Annotated in this window: 24 protein-coding genes; 8 read left to right on the forward strand and 16 right to left on the reverse strand. The window is 43.5% G+C overall.

Annotation, left to right across the window (positions count from 1 at the left end):
• Positions 1-756: an alpha/beta fold hydrolase gene (locus tag INR79_RS27725; RefSeq protein WP_223098223.1), complete on the reverse strand. Its 756-nt coding sequence runs from the start codon at positions 754-756 to the stop codon at positions 1-3.
• Between the two features lie 193 nt (positions 757-949).
• Here INR79_RS27725 and INR79_RS27730 point away from each other — a divergent pair, with 193 nt between their 5' ends.
• Entirely contained in the window at positions 950-1,612 is a 663-nt protein-coding gene (locus tag INR79_RS27730) for a chloramphenicol acetyltransferase (protein WP_223098224.1), read from the forward strand.
• Between the two features lie 55 nt (positions 1,613-1,667).
• On the opposite strand, the gene INR79_RS27735 is transcribed toward INR79_RS27730, so the two are convergent.
• From INR79_RS27735 to INR79_RS27760, 6 genes are all read right to left on the reverse strand, one after another.
• Positions 1,668-2,147, reverse strand: a complete 480-nt coding sequence (locus tag INR79_RS27735) for a DUF1993 family protein (RefSeq protein ID WP_223098226.1) — start codon at positions 2,145-2,147, stop codon at positions 1,668-1,670.
• Between the two features lie 131 nt (positions 2,148-2,278).
• Positions 2,279-2,713 (reverse strand): pyridoxamine 5'-phosphate oxidase family protein, encoded by a 435-nt coding sequence (locus INR79_RS27740; protein ID WP_223098228.1) that lies wholly within the window; start codon positions 2,711-2,713, stop codon positions 2,279-2,281.
• Between the two features lie 125 nt (positions 2,714-2,838).
• Positions 2,839-3,579 (reverse strand): polysaccharide deacetylase family protein, encoded by a 741-nt coding sequence (locus INR79_RS27745; RefSeq protein WP_262415437.1) that lies wholly within the window; start codon positions 3,577-3,579, stop codon positions 2,839-2,841.
• The gene (locus INR79_RS27750; RefSeq protein ID WP_022612178.1) at positions 3,561-4,154 is read right to left on the reverse strand and encodes an HAD family hydrolase; all 594 of its coding nucleotides are present in this window, start codon (positions 4,152-4,154) and stop codon (positions 3,561-3,563) included. Before INR79_RS27750 ends, INR79_RS27745 begins: the two co-directional genes overlap by 19 nt.
• Before the next feature lie 215 nt (positions 4,155-4,369).
• Positions 4,370-5,080 (reverse strand): hypothetical protein, encoded by a 711-nt coding sequence (locus INR79_RS27755; RefSeq protein WP_223098230.1) that lies wholly within the window; start codon positions 5,078-5,080, stop codon positions 4,370-4,372.
• A gap of 110 nt (positions 5,081-5,190) precedes the next feature.
• The gene (locus INR79_RS27760; protein ID WP_223098232.1) at positions 5,191-5,766 is read right to left on the reverse strand and encodes a MarR family winged helix-turn-helix transcriptional regulator; all 576 of its coding nucleotides are present in this window, start codon (positions 5,764-5,766) and stop codon (positions 5,191-5,193) included.
• Between the two features lie 98 nt (positions 5,767-5,864).
• Between INR79_RS27760 and INR79_RS27765 the strand changes: the two genes are divergently transcribed.
• A complete protein-coding gene (locus INR79_RS27765) occupies positions 5,865-6,629 on the forward strand; it encodes a hypothetical protein (RefSeq protein ID WP_223098234.1) in 765 nt (254 codons plus the stop codon).
• Between the two features lie 10 nt (positions 6,630-6,639).
• Positions 6,640-7,176 carry a redoxin domain-containing protein gene (locus tag INR79_RS27770; protein ID WP_223098236.1) on the forward strand — a complete coding sequence of 179 codons (537 nt, stop codon included), beginning with the start codon at positions 6,640-6,642 and terminating at the stop codon, positions 7,174-7,176.
• Positions 7,177-7,285: 109 nt separating this feature from the next.
• Here the strand turns inward: INR79_RS27770 and INR79_RS27775 are convergent, their stop codons facing one another.
• The 5 genes from INR79_RS27775 to INR79_RS27795 all read right to left on the reverse strand — a co-directional run bounded on the left by INR79_RS27775 (position 7,286) and on the right by INR79_RS27795 (position 10,720).
• Positions 7,286-8,068, reverse strand: coding sequence for a hypothetical protein (locus tag INR79_RS27775; RefSeq protein WP_223098239.1), 783 nt, complete (start codon positions 8,066-8,068; stop codon positions 7,286-7,288).
• 152 nt (positions 8,069-8,220) lie between these two features.
• Complete coding sequence (locus INR79_RS27780; protein WP_022562005.1) at positions 8,221-8,493, reverse strand: hypothetical protein; 273 nt, start codon at positions 8,491-8,493, stop codon at positions 8,221-8,223.
• Between the two features lie 77 nt (positions 8,494-8,570).
• Positions 8,571-9,551: a hypothetical protein gene (locus INR79_RS27785; RefSeq protein WP_223098243.1), complete on the reverse strand. Its 981-nt coding sequence runs from the start codon at positions 9,549-9,551 to the stop codon at positions 8,571-8,573.
• 105 nt (positions 9,552-9,656) lie between these two features.
• Complete coding sequence (locus INR79_RS27790) at positions 9,657-10,274, reverse strand: LysE family translocator (RefSeq protein WP_223098257.1); 618 nt, start codon at positions 10,272-10,274, stop codon at positions 9,657-9,659.
• Positions 10,274-10,720 (reverse strand): RDD family protein, encoded by a 447-nt coding sequence (locus tag INR79_RS27795; protein ID WP_223098260.1) that lies wholly within the window; start codon positions 10,718-10,720, stop codon positions 10,274-10,276. The genes INR79_RS27790 and INR79_RS27795 overlap by 1 nt, the downstream gene beginning before the upstream one ends.
• 280 nt (positions 10,721-11,000) lie before the next feature.
• Between INR79_RS27795 and INR79_RS27800 the strand changes: the two genes are divergently transcribed.
• From INR79_RS27800 to INR79_RS27810, 3 genes are all read left to right on the forward strand, one after another.
• On the forward strand, positions 11,001-11,603 hold the full coding sequence (locus INR79_RS27800) for a LysE family translocator (protein WP_223098263.1): 603 nt from the start codon (positions 11,001-11,003) through the stop codon (positions 11,601-11,603).
• A gap of 3 nt (positions 11,604-11,606) precedes the next feature.
• A complete protein-coding gene (locus INR79_RS27805; RefSeq protein ID WP_223098266.1) occupies positions 11,607-12,425 on the forward strand; it encodes an AraC family transcriptional regulator in 819 nt (272 codons plus the stop codon).
• Between the two features lie 130 nt (positions 12,426-12,555).
• Positions 12,556-12,948 (forward strand): hypothetical protein, encoded by a 393-nt coding sequence (locus INR79_RS27810; protein WP_223098268.1) that lies wholly within the window; start codon positions 12,556-12,558, stop codon positions 12,946-12,948.
• Between the two features lie 49 nt (positions 12,949-12,997).
• On the opposite strand, the gene INR79_RS27815 is transcribed toward INR79_RS27810, so the two are convergent.
• Together INR79_RS27815 and INR79_RS27820 are read right to left on the reverse strand one after the other, a co-directional pair.
• The gene (locus tag INR79_RS27815) at positions 12,998-13,219 is read right to left on the reverse strand and encodes a hypothetical protein (protein ID WP_022562011.1); all 222 of its coding nucleotides are present in this window, start codon (positions 13,217-13,219) and stop codon (positions 12,998-13,000) included.
• Positions 13,220-13,327: 108 nt separating this feature from the next.
• Positions 13,328-13,867: a phenolic acid decarboxylase gene (locus INR79_RS27820; RefSeq protein WP_022591445.1), complete on the reverse strand. Its 540-nt coding sequence runs from the start codon at positions 13,865-13,867 to the stop codon at positions 13,328-13,330.
• 557 nt (positions 13,868-14,424) lie between these two features.
• Here INR79_RS27820 and INR79_RS27825 point away from each other — a divergent pair.
• Entirely contained in the window at positions 14,425-14,634 is a 210-nt protein-coding gene (locus INR79_RS27825) for a hypothetical protein (RefSeq protein ID WP_223098271.1), read from the forward strand.
• Between the two features lie 244 nt (positions 14,635-14,878).
• On the opposite strand, the gene INR79_RS27830 is transcribed toward INR79_RS27825, so the two are convergent.
• Together INR79_RS27830 and grxB are read right to left on the reverse strand one after the other, a co-directional pair.
• Positions 14,879-15,697 (reverse strand): S1 family peptidase, encoded by an 819-nt coding sequence (locus tag INR79_RS27830; RefSeq protein ID WP_004401174.1) that lies wholly within the window; start codon positions 15,695-15,697, stop codon positions 14,879-14,881.
• Positions 15,698-16,344: 647 nt separating this feature from the next.
• On the reverse strand, positions 16,345-16,995 hold the full coding sequence (gene grxB / locus INR79_RS27835; protein WP_223098273.1) for a glutaredoxin 2: 651 nt from the start codon (positions 16,993-16,995) through the stop codon (positions 16,345-16,347).
• A 212-nt stretch (positions 16,996-17,207) separates the two neighbouring features.
• Here grxB and INR79_RS27840 point away from each other — a divergent pair, with 212 nt between their 5' ends.
• Positions 17,208-17,741, forward strand: a complete 534-nt coding sequence (locus tag INR79_RS27840) for a YbhB/YbcL family Raf kinase inhibitor-like protein (RefSeq protein WP_223100342.1) — start codon at positions 17,208-17,210, stop codon at positions 17,739-17,741.
• Positions 17,742-17,752: the final 11 nt, after the last annotated feature.

Genomic DNA, 17,752 nt, shown 5'->3' on the forward strand with positions numbered 1-17,752 from the left:
TCATAGAAACTGATTGAGGGCTAATCCTATCATTTCAGGATGTTCCTGATGTATCGCATGTTCAGAAAACGGAACATTCATAAACGCGCTGTCTGGCAGTAGATCAACAAGGTAAGTCGCTTCTTCCCTCGAAAAAAGGAAATCATTGTCGCCTCTTATGATCAATACCGGGCAAGTGATATTGGTCATTTGATTAACCGGATAACCCGTTTCCGATCTATCCAGCCAAACAGCCTTTACTCTATCAATCAGAGTAGAAAAATCGGGCTGCGGATTAATTTCTTCATATCTGGAGACGTCTTTCGGGAATTTCTCCCGCCACATTTCCACAGATAAGGATGACAAAATGGGTTCTACCGGGTCGTTCTCTGTTAGTCGCCACTGTGAACCCAGCGACACCACCTTTTCGACTGAATCTGGATGAGCCGAAGCCAATCTGTAGGCAACGATCCCTCCATCGCCAAACCCGAATATTGAGTATCGGGAGACTTTTAAATGGGACAAAAGCGCTTCAATGTCTTCCTGATAACGCTGGTAGATTAGTGGTAATTCACCTATTGTCGATTGCCCGTGACCACGAAAATCGACGGATATCACTTTGTACCCGTTGGGCACAAAATCCAGCAATGGATTCAGGTCATACATACAGCCCAACCCGCCATGCAAAAACAGCAGCGGTTTGCCCGTCGGATCCCCGCTCACTTCGTAGTAAATACTCGCGCCGTCTATTTTAAGGTGCCCTTCTTGCTGAAACATAGTGACCTCGTTATTTGGAATTGATATCAACCCATTCTATCTAAAGAAGATGTCAGCTTTTGTCAGCAGGATTTTGCTCCCAGCAATCTTTCTGAAATAGCTGTATTTTGTCGCTATTTCATCAAGAGCAATGCCTAAATTAATGCAATAATACACATAACAATTAACAACAACAGTCAGCTAGGAATCATGTATGACAGCGTCAGCAAAAACCGTTGATAAAACGACTTGGGGGCGAACGCCTCACTTTGAACACTTTAGCCAGCGAGATTATCCTTATGTCGGGTTTTGCGCCGATGTGGAGCTCACCAATAGCTTTTACTACGCAAAAGCGCATTCCATTTCGATATTTAACTTGGTGTCTTACGCCGTGCTCGCGGCTGCCAACGAGATTAGAGAATTCAGGTTGAGGATCCACGGTGATGAGGTTGTGGAATATGAGTCTTTGCGATTTGGCTTTATCGCCATGACCAAAGAGCCACCTCTTTTCAGTTTTGGTGAAGTAGAAAATGGTAAGAGTTTTTCTCAGTTTGCAGAGTATCTTGAGGCAGAAAAGGCTCGTATCTCTGAGAAGGTAACTCTAGAAGGCGGCCCTGACAGAGACGACGTTATCTACACATCTTGCCTGCCATGGCTAAGGTTTACGTCCTTTGTTCACCCAGTGAACCTGAATATCCCTTCTAGCATTCCACTCATTTCCTGGGGAAAGATCATTGATAAAGATGGGTATGTGGATATGCCCGTCTCTGTTCAGGTCAACCACGCCTTAATGGACGGTTGGCACATTTCTCTTTACTACAAAAAGCTTCAGGAATTGCTGGCTGAGCCTGAAAAGTTAGTGAGTGAGATGGGGTAAATCCTACAAAGAATGGGAGTGAGAGCTCCTATTCTTTTCTTGCTGCTTAATAAGGCTATTTAACGAAATGAAATCCTTTTGGGTATTGGTGCAAACCATCAAAATCTCCTTTCCCTAGCTCTACCCCATTCGATTTGGCAATCGCATAAACCATACTCATATGAAACAATAAGTTAGGAACGATATAAAGAGAAATGAATTCAGATTGAGGTAAGCTGACATCGGCGAAACCCGCTCTATCCTGAAGCATTACATTGTCGTCGAACGATTTTATATCTGGTGCTTGTTTGAGGTAACTTAAGGTTTCATCGATCTGTGTTATCAAAGACGCAAGTCCACTTTCTCGTTGATCAAACGATATCACTTCAACACCCAAAAGTGGGCAATATCCCCTCAAAGCAAAGTTGGTGGCTATTTTGGCATGTGCTTCCAAAGGAAACATTCCTTCAGAGAGCGAGCACTGAAGTGTATCTGATGGCACTTTTAAGAGAATGACCTTTAGCTGAGTTAAGTAACGCGTAAAGACTTTTTTCACGATTCTGAATTCCCTGTGGATACCAATGATTAGGTTAGTTCGCAGGCAATACTCAACACAAGCCTTTACAGGTGAATCTTCGCCCTAAGTATTAGGATTGAGCAAACTCAGCGATTCCCAAGCCACTACTATCAATATGATTGATCCCTCAGAACAACCGTTTCTGGTTCAAAACACACAAAGACATTTTCTGTGTTTGACTGAAAATCTAAGAATCGTTTATTCCAAGAAGACTTATCGTCACCTAAATACTTAGTTAGTAAGCGTTCCGCACGATGACTGTCGAAGCTTTTAAGACTTGCACTACCTCTAAAACCTGCATGTATAGACTTCCCAGAAAACCTATCCCAGTCGACGATGCTTATTGCACAGTTTGGCTGTTTCACTATCCGTTTAGGGAAAGAATCTCCTTTAACAGAGATGATCCATATCTTCTCTTCCTCCCAAAGAAACCAGACTGGTGAACAGCACGGATTAAAATCGGTATCACTTGCAAGGAAGGCATAAAGCGGATTTGACATGAATTCGTCAAGCTCAAGCCCTTTAGTTTTCTCAATAATTTTCATGTAATACTCAGATTAAAATGTAACGCCCAATAAAGAGGGAGGGGGGCGACGTAAAAGCAAAGAACTTAACGTTAGAAATTAATTCTCGCCAATGTATCACCATGGATATCCAAACTTCTCTTTCGCTAGCCATCAAGCCTCAAAAGCTCCGAAACCGTCACGAATTGATAACCTTGCTCTATAAGCCCTTCGATCACCAAAGGTAAAGACTGGCGTGAAACTTCGTTGTTGCTACCAAAGACATGCAGCAGAATGATGGATCCGGGTGCAGCTTGTTCATTGATGTGTTTTGCTATTGAAGAGGGGCTTTTAGCAATATCTGGGTAGGTTTCTGGCTCAATGTTCCACGTAACGGTGGTGATCCCGTTTTGATTCAGGTAGTAGGGAAGCGTAAATAGCTTGCTTCCATAGGGCGGTCTGAAAGTTATTTCACCAGAATACCCGATTGAGCGGATGAGCTCGTTGGTGCTTTCAATCTCTTGCTCTATTTCACTTACGCTTTTTAGTACAAGCCGATTATGAGTGTACCCGTGATTACCTATCTCATGGCCATCGAGAACGATATGTTTGGCCGCTTGAAGGTTCGACTTAATTCCGCGACCGTTTAAGTAGAAGGTCGCTTTTACTCCATATTCATTGAGGGTCGCTAATACTCTAGCTGTGTTTTCTTGGTTCCAAGGACCATCATCAAACGTAAGGGCGATGACTTTTTCTGACGTTCTAACCTCAGAAATTATATCGCCGAACAACTGATAGCTTCTTGCTTTGCTGAGTTGCCACAAGCCGACAGCAACAGAAAAAAGTATAAGGATAGATGCTATTATTTTCTTCACCTGTCCCTCTCTTTTCATTTCATCGGTTTCCACTGGTACAGTTTTTCGTCAGCTAATTCCAGCATTGGAAGATCTTCATAAGTATCCCCGTAAGCGTACACTTTATCGTAGTCAGCCAGGTCAACAGCGCGTTTGAGAAATGTCACTTTATTTTCTTTGCTGCAATCCCCTTGAACGTATCGCCCGGTATAACGACCATTTCGCACTTCGAGCTCGCTGCAAACAGGCGTAATACCTAAAGGCTTGCACCAAACTTTCAAATACACATCGAGAGACGCTGAAACCAGATAAATCTGGTCACCTCTTTTTCGGTGCCAGTCCAGTTTTTCTTTGGCTTCGGGTCGGATAACCGTATTCAGATATTCATCGGCATACTGTTCTGCAATCTGAGCAACATCATTTTCTTTGCGCATCCAGAACGCGACTTTCGAGAGTACTGGTCGGGTTTTAGACGCCTGTAGCCAACCTAACTTGTAGAGAAGAATTACAGGCAACGCCAACAGCCCACCTATTGCGATACGAAGCTTAGGTGTCGCGTAGAAAAGAAACTTGGTATAGGTATCTTCGGTGGTGATAGTGCCGTCAAAGTCAAATAGCGCAATATTCATTACGTGGGTTTGGTCCAAACTTGATTTACGAAAGAAAGGGGACTGCCTTCGTGGGGTTATAGCCTACTTCTTTTTTCATATTAATAAGGCAAAAGTATCACACCTAAAAATTTCAATAAAACCAAAGGGTAAAATATCAGATGTAACCAAGAGAACCTTGCAACAAAGGGAAAGATCACTATGGTCGACGCGATAAACTTTATGCCTACATGAGCTTAAAGATCCTCATTGGATAGCATAGGGCTAGTCGCATTAATTAAGTTCAACATAATTAATCTGGATTTGCAGGGTAAAGGTTCTTCTGTCATTACATAGCTAAGCAGCACTGCAGAAATTAACTTAGTTTCTTCACTCGCCTCAGCTTTTAGCCAAACATGATCATGAATTTTCCAAGGCGCCGGAGAGAACTCAGCGACAACCCTGTCGTTGAGGAAAATAGTTTGTGGGTCAATTCGGAACTGGTTTCCAGCACGATCATCCAATACCCATTGTTCGAGATACCATTGTTTACCATTGAGTTCAAACCCACCAAGATTCGGGGCTTGGGTCATTTTAACGCGTTTCCGGAGTAGTTCATTTTCGTAGGACGAATGATACCTTTTGATGGCACAGTGCTGCTTATATTTTAATGATATATGACTTCCATCGGGACCAGCCTGAGTGATTACCACTTCTCGGTTGTAGTCTTCTTCTTCATACCTTTCCGTGGAGTTATAGTGACTGTCGCTGGTGGTTTTTCCTTTGTTTATTTCGCTAGCATAACTGCCAAACCTGATGTTTTTCCCAGGCATCCAGCCTTGACGCCCATTCGCTTCATATCTTTGGCTGCCTTTTAAAAAATGGGGTTCTCCAGTATTGAGTGGCGTTATAATGCAACCGGACAATACCCCTGTTGACGCCAAAACAACCCACCATTTTTTGATCATCTACCTAGCCTACTTCTTTTTTATATTGATAAGGCAAAGTATCACACCTAAAAACATCAATAAAACCAAAGAGTAAAATATCAGAGGTAGCAAAAAAACTTTAAATGGGCTTAAGAAGCCTTATGCTCCACACAGACTAATTCAACATCTTGTGAGCTCAGAGGCACTTGGGTAAGCCCACAAAAGTGGCTACCGTTATCAAGTGTTTGATTATGGGTGCAGGTTTTACAAACACCAAAAGATTTGTACTGATTCTCTTTCTGAGCATTCAAAAGCAACAGTTCCAACTGCTTTTGTAATGTATCTACATCCACCCCTGCAGACTGCGCCTTATCCCCCTCTAGGGCAGAAAGCAATGAGCGTGAAGGGTATCTTTGTTCAATCAACTCCCTGCCCTGATGGTTGATAACCAGATGCGTGACCCGCTTATCATCAGGGTCAGCCACTTTTTCTACATAGCCTTTATTTTCCAATACCTTAAGGCTTTGAGATACCGTCCCTTTTGTCAGCCCTAAATATTCGGTTACCGCTTTGGGTGTGTCGGAAAAGCGGTTACAGATCGACAGATAATACAGGGCATCCAGCTGAACAGGTTGCAAGCCGTGTTCGGCTAGACCTGCTCTGGATTCATTTCGGATTAAATTTCCGATTCTGTCGAGTAATTGATGAATAACGATTGTGCTCATAACTGAATAGTATCGACTCAAAACCTTATTGACAAGTTTATTTATAGTCTGGTAGATCTAATTTAGTTTCGACTCGAAACCAAATTAAGGATAGCAATATGAGTACTAAAAATTCCAATATCACCGTTCTTTCTGCCGCCATCTCGGCCGTGTTTCTGGCAAGTTCATCTGCGACCTTTGCACACACGGCTCACACGGGTGGCTTGCAAGCGGAAAAAAGCAATGCGACGGTGTCTGCGTTTGACATTGTTCACACCAAAGTCACGACACAGGGAAATACAGCAACGTTTCACATTGCCGTGTCTGGTCAGGCTGGAACCGTCAAGCCCACGCCAACAGGGAAACTGGCAGGCAGTGATGTGTTTTCTTACGTTTGGCCAACAACGTTAAACAGCGCCGAGGTCGGATTTGAAAAAGATGCAGGAATACTGGCCTTTGCCGTTACCTCTCATCCCGATTTTGATGACACGCCTTTGTACGACGAAAATGGCGATGGCGATAAAGCAAACGATGGTGATGTCTGGCACAGCCATTGGGTAGTGCTTCACCCCAATGAACAATGCGGACCCGGTGCGCTGGGCGTAGTCGACATTCCAGAAGGAGCAAAACCAAAACTGCCCGCAACCTGGCCAGAATTACCGCTTCTGATTGATAGCCCGGACTACACACCAAACTTCGACGGAGAGTCGCTCAATGTAGAGGTTAAGTTTGAAGACATTAATGCCCTTAAACTCGCGAATTTTGATGGCGTTACCGCCGGGCTTCGAGTAAACGCAAGTGCTCACTCACCATTGCTTTGCGTTAAAGATGTATTTGATGTGGCGTCTGGCAACCTTAGTTTGCCGGGCGTTGTGAATCAGTAAGGAGGCAACAATGAACACTCTTCCCATTGCACCAGAGTGGAAAACTTCCGCTTGGCTGAATGCCGATGTGCCAATCACCCTGAAAGATCTGCGTAGAAAAGTCGTGGTATTGCACACTTTTCAGATGCTTTGCCCTGGCTGCGTTAGCCATGGGCTTCCTCAGGCATCAAAAATACACAAAGTATTCAGGGATGACGATGTAGAAGTAATCGGGCTTCATACTGTGTTTGAACATCATCAAGCGATGCAGCTCGACTCCCTGAAAGCCTTTATTCATGAGTATCGGCTGAGTTTTCCTATCGGGGTAGATGCGCCATCCGGTGGAGACATTCCGCTTACGATGGCTGAATACGGCTTGCCCGGTACACCTACCTTGATTCTTATTGATAAGTTGGGGCAACTGCGATTCAGTCATCACGGAATCATAGACGATATGGTGGTTGCAAAAATGATTACAGACTTACTTCATGAGGAGTTTAAGCCTGTAGCACCGCAGGCAGAGGACTCATTCAGTCACTGCGATGATGAAAAATGCAGCACTGGTTAAGCTGAATTCGAGGTATTAAAAAACGGCAGCTTGTGTCGTTTTTTAGGCGTGGTGCTTCCACTCATCCACGCCTTTTTTACACACTATTTACAACCTCACAAGACCAGAACTACTCCCCTCTATTTTCAAGGAGAGGGTTACTCTTTGTTTCTTTATTAGTTTCAAGAGGAACGAATTCGGTCTGCCCACCCACGACTTTGGCTTTACCTTTTGCTCCTAACGCCCATAAGAAGTCTTTCTCTGAAGCGATTTGCGGACGCACCACGATCTCACCAGACGCAACGGCATCGACGTTAAACTTGGTAATGGCATTGCCATCGTTATCGTTAATCTGAACATCTTGAAGGGGAGTTTTGGTGGTGAGTTTGATTGGTCCCTCTGACCAGCCATTAATATTAAGGGTTTTACTGTTTCCCTGACTGTCTGTGACGACAACATCGTAACCCAAAGTGTTTTGACGCCAGTCAGTTGATCCGTATGGTATGGATTGCAACGTGTAGTTGTATGAATCTGTGGGGTCGACCAATTTGGGCTCTGTCGCGGCATAGGCGCCAGATATAAAAAAACTCATTGTCGTTGATTTAGGTGCAGTATCCCCTGCTCCTTTCTTTTCCGTGGTTTTCTCTACTCCTCCAACAATACTGGCGATTAAGGCCGGTGCCGCAATGCCTGCAATAATAAAGTCTCGGAGTTTACGACTGTTTTCCACCGTACTGACCGCCACGATCCCCCCGATCCCGAAGAGCATGAGCAGCCCAACAAAAAAGCTCCAGGAAATGGGCTCGGTCAATTTTGCGTTTGTGGTTTGGGTTAAAACCGTTGCCAGCATAACCAGTTTGGGCAGTACACCTCCTACTCCACCTGCCAGAAAGTACTTCGCGCTATCTAACATTTTCCTATCCTCACAAGAGATTCGGGCTAGAAAAGCATAGAAAATAAGGCAACCATTTGCAGTGAAAGAATGAGCTAAATACGCATAGTATCAATTATGGGAAAGGCAGGTGGGCTGTAGGGTGAACTCTTCTCGAATAAGGAAATAGTGATTTAATCTTCTTTTCGTTTTTCAAGCTCGTTCTGATACCAGGTTTCGTTCACAAACCAGCTTAGCGCACCAAAAATCAAACCCGCTACAAAACCGATTCCTGTTACGACAGATAGGTCAAGAGAAACAACGACCGTCTCATCAAGCGCTGGCACAACATACCCAGAGAGCAAAGCAAAAAAGGCAGGAATAATTGCCCAAGTAATGATGTACCTGGCTTTGCCAGCTTTGCGTTTCTTTTTCCAACGATTAAATTTGTGCTCTAAGGCGTTCATACCTATCTCCTCATACGGCATTAAGCAGCCGCTACGATAATGCATATTTTAGTCGAAGACAAAGCAAGACAGGTCGTTTATCCGTTTCTTATCCTACGACTTAAGTTCTCTACAAATTCAGCAGGACAATCAACACCAAGATAAATGAGATTTCCAGACCGCAAGACGATTCTCACATTAGGCACTCCAGACAGGTTTAACACCTGAGTTGTCCTATTCGATTTCACGGCTTGGTCATGTAACTGTACCGAGCTTATCTTTGCGTACTCGATTTCCCGAGAGTGAATAACACCATACCGAATGTATAAACGATCTTCGCCCAGCGAGATCGGTCTGCGACTTAATGCTTTGTATTCGGCAATCATAAAATGCATCCCGGCGAGTGTAAGCACAGTAACCACGTTTGCAACCAAAGGATTGATAAGGAAATGAAGCAAGATGTGCGTGAAGGGAATTTCAAACACGATGATGAGAATAAACCCCAAGACATTACTTTGTGCGCCATCTTTTTGGTGGTAGCTAAAGTGCTTTTCGCCAAGGAAATGGGTCTTCGCTATCTTTTGGGAGAAAAGCGCGTACGCCCAGACTCGAATTTCAAATGCCGCCCAATTGGTCAGCAAGTTTTTCCCAAACTTGTCTTCCAGTGGCTGACTTATTGCTCTGTCTGGATCTCCCCCATAGTTCAACTTTTGCCGAATCATAAGAATGACCGTGGCTAGCACTGCGCCTTCAAAGATAAGAAATAAAGGCACAATTAAATATCGGGCATACTCTAAATAAGACCAGAGAAACTTAGAACTGGCAGGAAGAATAAAGCTTCCGAGTGTGACAACCGCGCCAAAATAGATCATGGCGACTGTTGTTGCCTGCTTTTTGTCTTTAATGCACAAATAACACAGCAAAGGTAAGACAATTAGGCCATCGACCAATAAAAACCACTCGGGCTTGTCTGACGGAAAATGTATCCAGGTTCCGGAAGTAAGATAAAAGTAAGACCAGAAGAGGCAGAGTACAAAGAAGAAAGCAAAAGGAATGACATAACGGGTGCGAGTGGACATGGCGTTCCCCCTATCTGGACAATATCCAACTGCTATTCATTAAATCAGACATGCACCTAAAGCGACATTAAGCCGCCTTATTCCCTGAACCGATTTACTGCCCCCCTAAGACTGTTTAGAAACCAGTAGGCTTCCACCTGAAACACCTAAAAACAGAGCGCATCCCCGATTAAACAACCTTGCCATACGTGGCTTTTCAAACCAATGACGCAGGTACAAACCCGATAGTGCATACAAACTTATGGCACACAGTTCTAGCAATAAAAACAGGCTCCCTAAAATCGTAAATTGAGTATTGATATCTCCGCTGGTATCGACAAACTGTGGCAGGAAAGCGGTAAAAATCAGAATCGCTTTCGGGTTTCCAGCCGCCAATGCAAATTCTTGCTTAGCCAAGCCAGCCTTACTCTTGAGGTTATCCATCTGCTGCACTGGAGACGCTTCTGAACGCCAGAGCTGAAAGGCGATCCATAGCAGGTAAGCCGCACCCACCAGTTTAATGGCGAAGAAAATGGTTTCTGAAGCGTATAAAACTGCAGCGAGACCAGAGGCTGCCAGTGCAATCATGACAGCGAATGCGGCAATACGCCCAAGCCCTGCGATAACAGCGGTTTGAAAACCGTAGCAGCGGGCATTATTCAGAGACAACAAATTGTTCGGTCCCGGCGTCATGTTCAGAGCAAAACACGCAGGAATGAATAGAAGTAACTGCAAAAGATCCATTACTTTTGGTCCCTGATAACAATAGTGCTAGCGAACTTGTCGCCAAGACGCTGTCTCTTCTTCCCCAAAATAAACATGGCATCAAAAATCCATAAAATAGGAGAAAAGAAATTGCGCAAAAAAGAACGCCACAGCGAGCAGTATTCACCATTCTTCTTGTTTAGAACGGTCATCCCCAGCAGATGTTTGCCCAAGCTTTTGCCTTTAGGTAAACCATCTGAAAAAACAAAATACATGCCCGCCAGATAGAGTGAAATAATGTCCGTCAGATCCCTTTCGACCGAAAAGTAATTCAAACTGCTGAGCAGAATAAGGTAGATACACCAGGTCACAATACCGTCGATGACCTGCGCAACGTAACGCCTGCCAGGGCTTGCCAGTCTGTAATGGGATAAATCCGGGGTGGTTTGAGGTTCTGTATCAACCTCAGTCGCTTCAATGCTCATTATTTATGTCCATATATAAGGTTTTTATCTAGCCAAACTGATTGATTGCCAAACACCGAACCTTAATATACCTAAGACAAATCAAGAAGCTAAGCTTAAATCGATAGAAACTCGACTTCTAAGCTCTTGTCTTTGATATGCCAGACCATCTTTCGACTTCACGTACTTCTCGAACAGCCTCTTCAAAAACGTAAGGAGCTGTCTCCTGCAATTTCATTCAATACTTACTTTTTCGCATTCAGTAATTTGGACTGTCTGAATGACGTAAAAGGGTTACAAAATGGAATCGCTCATCATTTCAATGGTGGTATTTGCCTTTGCAGGGGCAGCCACTCCGGGGCCAGTGAACATTGTGGCAGCAACCTCGGGGGCACAATTTGGAGTGAAAAAAGCATTGGTGTATGTTGTTGGTGCGTCTGTGTCTTATGCAGTAGTTGTATTGCTATGTGGATTAACCATTGGTTCGATTCTGCTTTCTGTACCGGAATTTTCATTCTACCTAAAAGTGGCAGGTTCTCTTTTTCTGCTTTATCTGGCGTACCAGATTGCCTCATCTTCGCCTGTAGCATTACAACAAACGAACGCAAAAGCTGACCCACCCGGATTTGGTAAAGGGGCAATGACGCAAGGTTTAAACCCTAAGGCCTGGTTGTACGCATCATCGGGGATTTCACTCTTTGTTGCCGGAACAAACTCTGCGAACTTGTATTTAACCCTGCTCGTCACTATTTCTTTAGTAGTGTGTTTTGTTGGTGTCGCGATTTGGGCGGTTTTCGGTCAAGCCATTGGCCGTTGGCTAAACAGTTGTAAAAGACAAAGAATGTTTAATGTATTTATGGGTTTACTGCTTGCAATAACAGTAGCGGGAATGTGGTGGGAATAATTAATGAAACAGGATGATTCGGTTTTTCTCGCTCAATCAAGAAGCTTGCCCTTCGTCGAAATGCGAACCGCATGCGACTCTTTTGCATGCTATCAGGCTCACTCGCATGATGAGTTTTCATTTGGAGTGATTGATGGCGGCAGTGCCAGTTATCGCAACCTGAAGAAAGTTCATAACGTTCATCGAGGTCACACTGTGACCATTAATCCCGGAGACATGCATTCCTGTAACCCAGACAAAGCCCAATGGTCATATCGGATGCTGTTTGTTGATACTCACTGGATCGGGCAACTTCAGCAGGAGTGGACAGGAAAACACGGTCACGACTATTTACCCTTTATTCGCAACTATGAGCAGCGCCCAAATCTGTATGCTCAATTCCACCAGCTATACCGGGCACTCCTTGTGGAAGACAATCCGTTAACCACAGAGTCGTTAATGATTGAATATCTCGCCATGGTATTCGGGCAGCCACAACTGGAAGGCAAGTCCATACAGAAACCAGAGCCAAACCTGAATCGGGTTTTAGAAATGATGGGCGACCAACTTGATAAAAACATCGCTCTGGATGATTTTGCTCAGGAAGCCAATATGAGCCGATACCAGCTCATCCGTGCGTTTAACCGCCATTTTGGGTTATCTCCTCACGCATATCAGCTCGATCAAAGGATCATCAAAGCGAAATCGCTACTTAAGAATGGGTTGTCTTTAGCTGAAACAGCCTCAGAAACTGGGTTTTCTGACCAAGCTCATTTCCAAAGGCATTTCAAAAAACGTTTAGCCATTACGCCCAAACATTATCAGTCATTTTTCGTTGAGTAGACTTCTGATTGAAGCCGAAAGAAAGTCACTTCTATCACTTTGAGCCAGACCGAGAAATCAGAATAATCCTATTGTTAGATCCAAACTCAAACCCTAAGCTGAGTCATCTTTTGGTCAAACTGCAATCTCTATGCTCACCCTAATAAAAAGACTTAGTGTTTTTGCACTTTCAGGTTTGTCGTTTTTTAGCTTCAGTGCAGAGAAAGATATACGCTTTCCACTCCAATGCTTAGGTACAGAGCCTTTCTGGTCACTCAACGTCAATCAGGACAGCGTCATATTCGAAGACTTAGAGGAAAATAGAGAAGAGTTTTCGATAAAAAATATTGTTCAGAGCAACAACCATATCAACCGATGGTTCATCACCTTCACTTCTGAAAGCAAGCCAACAACGAAGTTAATGGCGCTACATCGTACCGGAAGCTGTTCAGATGATATGTCAGATTCCAAATACGATTACGAAGTAATGATCCTCACCACAGGTACGGCTGCATTCTCTGGATGCTGTAATAGGTTGGATTAGGTAATTTTAGATACCTCGCCTGCTGGCAAGGCACTTTTATTTGACCAGACTAAGCATTCACTGCCAGAAAATTACGCCATAGCGCTTTTAAGAAGTTAGGTTTCTTGGTTTTCTTTTGATTTTTTCTGTTTGCTCTTCTGGTTTCACGTTTTTCCTGAGCCTGATTTGCTAACTCGGCATATCGACGTCTTTGGTCGGAATCGAGTACGCTTTTCTTCCACTCATTGGAATTCCGATGGCTTGCTGTTGGATTCTTCTGATGACCACACATATTGTACCTCCGCGCGTAAGTAAAACGACGCTACAATCTATATGACCTTATATGTGAAAGATAAATTTCAGATGCAAAAGCCGAGCTCTTTGCACCTGAAATGTCTGGCTATGCTGTCGCAGCGCTCTCTGGTAGCAGATTTTTGTCCGGCAGACAGAATGGATAATCTTCAGGAAGCTCGCTTGGTGGGCATGCTATGACTTGCTCGTTATCGGGACCGCAATCCCGCATGTAGATAAGAGTGGCAAAGCTATCGATGATTTCCGTTGGATATATAGGACCAGCGTCGCGCAACGCTTCCATTTCTTCTAAGTGTTCATTTTGGTAACAAGCAATTTTTTCGGGATTATTCACAATCCAACGCGGGAAATAAATCGCGCCATGAACCACAAAGTCATGGAGATTCAGGGTTAGTGAAACATCCGTACCGGTTGGCTCTGTCCAGGAAACTCGGTAAAGATTCTCACCCACCCTAGCTAAGCAAACCGTTTGATCTTTCACCCAACGACCAGCCACGATGCCACTGTGGACGCGGTAATCAATGGTGGTCCTGTTTTTTACATATAACTCGTAACGCCACCCTTTGTCGTAGTTGTAGATAAAACTTTTCCCAACAAACTGGCTAAGATCTTCTCTGTCAAAACGCATGAATTCACCCTTTTAAAGTGCGCTGCGAGTCAAAGTAAACAGCGCTTGAATTTATTTTATAAAATTAATTTTTATTCCATAAAACAACGGTCTGTAAATTCGCGGATCTTGTTTCTATGACTTTTAGTCCATTTCTTTTCATTGGCGGGGATATATTTGAAGTTTTGCCTGTCATAACTTTCAACGGCTTCGTGTTGCCGTTGTGAAATCGGTTGGTTTGCAAGGTGATGACACTTGCTGTACTCTGTGTTTCGCCTCATGACATTCAGCTCAGACGACTCTCTTCAGAACTTTCTCAGCTCATATAATCCAGCAAACTAACGCTGTTTCTACTCGATACTGACTATGCTCATTGAGCTAACGTCATTAAATCGTTTTAAAATTTACCAAAAACTGCAACATTCGCAGTCTTAAATTAAGTGGTAGCGAGAGTACTTAAACTCTCTTTATTCAATGACCAAGGAAAACATTATGTCTAAATCTATGGGACGACATCGCTTTTGGTTCTACAAGTGCCGAGAGAAAAATCCAAAACAAAACCACCAAAGAGGAAATCAATGAGAATCGAATTCAATCTTTTTGAAGACAACACTCAATGGGAAGTAACAACCCATCAAATCAATAGCGACATTTTACTTCGAAGCGTTCTAACTCAAGGTCACGTTTCAGATATCAACCTACGCTTTGCTTACGATGAACGATCGAGCAAGGGCACCATTTCAAATACTGACAATCAGGTCATTGGCGATTTCGCTGTCCGCTTTTAATCAGTCTGCGCCGCAACACTAGTCATCTTTAACTACACACCTATTCACAGATACTGCCGCCCGTATCTGGGAATAAACAGTTGTTCCTAAAACAGTTAATAAACCAGACTAAAATGCCACCTGCCTGCCGAGTGTTATCACGCTGACGGGAGTCAAAACAATAAAGTGAGCACTGAAACACACAGGTGACATTATTAACTGATTGGCGCTAACCAATCCCTGAACTTAATAGTGGCGTATTGGCTTAAAGATCCGTTGGTTTCACGCCTGTGATGTACTTAATCCAACGATTGAAGCGAGTTACATTGGTGTAAACACTTGCACCATCACACTGAGGTGCACCACGAGAGACAACACCAAATAGGAAGTTTGTGTCTCCAATCGCTCCCACAAGAGGTCCACCGCTGTCACCGTAACAAGCAGATGAAGCACCTTCATAAGTACAAATGACATTCTTGTAGTTTTCTTTGTCAAACTCGCCGACATCCAGTACTTCCGCCAGCTTGTCGTGACATTCGCGTTTAGTGATGACTGGAGCCGTGGTTGACCTGAGTGTTTGTGAAGGTTTCCCTGTTTCAGTCATACCCCAACCTGAAACGCGTAAATAATCCCCTTTGGATGCGATTGCGCGTTTCACTTGTCGTGTCGGAATCTTAGCCGGTGTGTATTTTTCGTGTGCTTTGGTTTCCAACCTGATAAGAGCAATGTCTGGTTCAACGAAAAACGGATTGTAATCGCGAGGGAAAACTATTTCGTCAATATCGATGATTTGCCCTTGCTCAATCTGGCTTAAATCTTCCTCTCCAATAGCGACTTTCAGGAATCTGTCAGAGTTGAATCCGTCGACACAATGACCTGCTGTTACCACCCATTCATCTGAAATCAGCGTTCCACCACAACCTTGTCGATACCCGTCGTCGGTGACTAAAACTAATGCGACCATATACGGTGCCGACTCATGTGTAATCTCATCGCCATTGACGATTCTGGGTTGTGCAGCGTATGACGCGGCGCTAAACACACCCAATCCTAATGCTAAAGTTCTTAAAATAAGAGTTTTCATGCTTGATACTCTCCATGTATTTGTTGATTAAAAAGAAGCGCATATTGCGCCACTAAATATTTAAATATCTGAGAGTATTTTTATTCCTAATAAATGATAAAACAGGATCTTTATTCAAATCGCACATATACAAATGAGATCATTATCAATGATAGATATATTAATAGAACACGAACATTCAGTATTAATTCACCTTTAATTCCAAAAACACCATAGAATCCATTCCGCTATCTCTTCTTTATATATTGGAGAATAGAAAATCAAAATAGACAAATAAAACCTTTATAAGCATATTCTTATATTATTTTTACTTACAAGGCCATTTCGACATATGGTATCAGCAACCATTAAAAGTTAAGGTGATTATTGAGCTTATTTAGAATTTAAATATTCCAAACCTTCTTTGATGTATATTACATAATGACACAAGGCTTTCTATTTACAACCTAGAATATATCTAGAAAGTAGTTCTGATTAAACAAAATATTTAATATTTAAAAACAGCTCATTCTTGACCGTACTGTTTATATTCTTAATTTCTGTGGCAGATAAAACTCTCGTTTTTTTGAATAGACAAGCAACTGGCGTTGAGTCATTCCATTGGATACTTAGAAAAAACCCCGATTAAATCGGGATTTTTTGCTGAATTAAACCGCTACCGCGTCAAACAGACGAATCTTAGTGAGTTTGGTGACTTCATCAATGTACTGTCGAACATCCTTAGGAAACTGAATGCCCTTCACCACAGTTAAGTTGCGCAGATGTGGGTACAGGTTTACATCATCGTAGCTGATGGCGTTACCACGCTCAGAAGGTAAGGTTAACCACTCAAGCTGCTCAAGATGCGCGTTCATTTTTGCCAGGTATTCATCCGTTTTAGCATACGCCTCTTCAAAACTCATCCCGATCATCGCAGATTTGTTTTTTGTGAACCATGCTTTTGCGTCTTCACTGCCATATTCTGGCAATTCGATCATTAGCCAGCGCGGGTATAGCAAAGGTCCACTGAACTCAAAGGATTGACCTAACCAACCACTGATCTTGTCGCCAAACTTAGCCTCAGTTATCACCGGAGAACCGTCAGACTCATCCAGGTACTGAGCAATGTCCAAGCTTTCTGCCATGTAGCTACCGTCTGGTTTTTCCAGAATCGGCACCATGTTTGCCCCTACCTTTTCAATACGAGCATCGACATCGTGGTTTTGCAGAAAGACTTCTTCAACAGCAAGGTTTTTTAGCCCCGCCACCATCATTGCTTTGATGCAATATGGGCAGTGCTCAAATACAAACAGCTTCATTTCTTCTCCTTAAGAGGCTGAATTTTTCAGCAAGTGTATCAAACTGAACGGATTTCTCTAACTCGTAAACACGACAATAGTCAAAATAACCAAATCGCTCAAAATAAACCAAATAGAATAAAATTTGAGCCATTCTGTTCATTTCGATATGCTCAACCCTCGTAACCTTGTCCTTAGTTTTTTAAAAGGCTATCGAAACAAGGAGAACGATGATGAAAGCCCAATATCTTGCTCTAATGTTTACTGCAGTATCAATGAATAGTGCAGCGTTCACGCTGACCAGTGGCGACATTCAGGAAGGCTCTCGGATGGAAAGTACATTCGAATTCAAAGGTTTTGGCTGTGAGGGAGACAACCTTTCCCCGGCATTAAGCTGGAAAGATGCGCCGAAAGGCACCAAGAGTTTCGCTATTACGGTTTATGATCCAGACGCACCTACCGGAAGCGGGTGGTGGCACTGGGTGGCGACAGACATTCCTGCCAACGTAACAAGTTTAAAGCGTGGTGCGTCGACTCAGGTTTCGTTTGCGGGTAAAGAGCGAAAAAGCGATTACGGCGTGCTCGGGTTTGGTGGTGCATGCCCACCGAAAGGACACGGTATGCACCGTTACCAATTCACGGTTTGGGCATTACCAACACAAACCCTTAACGTGCCAGAACATGCTTCGAATGCCATTGTGGGTTACACCTTGAACAGCACATCCTTAGGCAAAGCCACGCTCACCGCGACCTACGTGCGTGAGTAATAACATTCGGG

Origin of the sequence: Vibrio sp. SCSIO 43132 (assembly GCF_019904195.1) — a bacterium.
GTDB lineage: Bacteria > Pseudomonadota > Gammaproteobacteria > Enterobacterales > Vibrionaceae > Vibrio > Vibrio nigripulchritudo.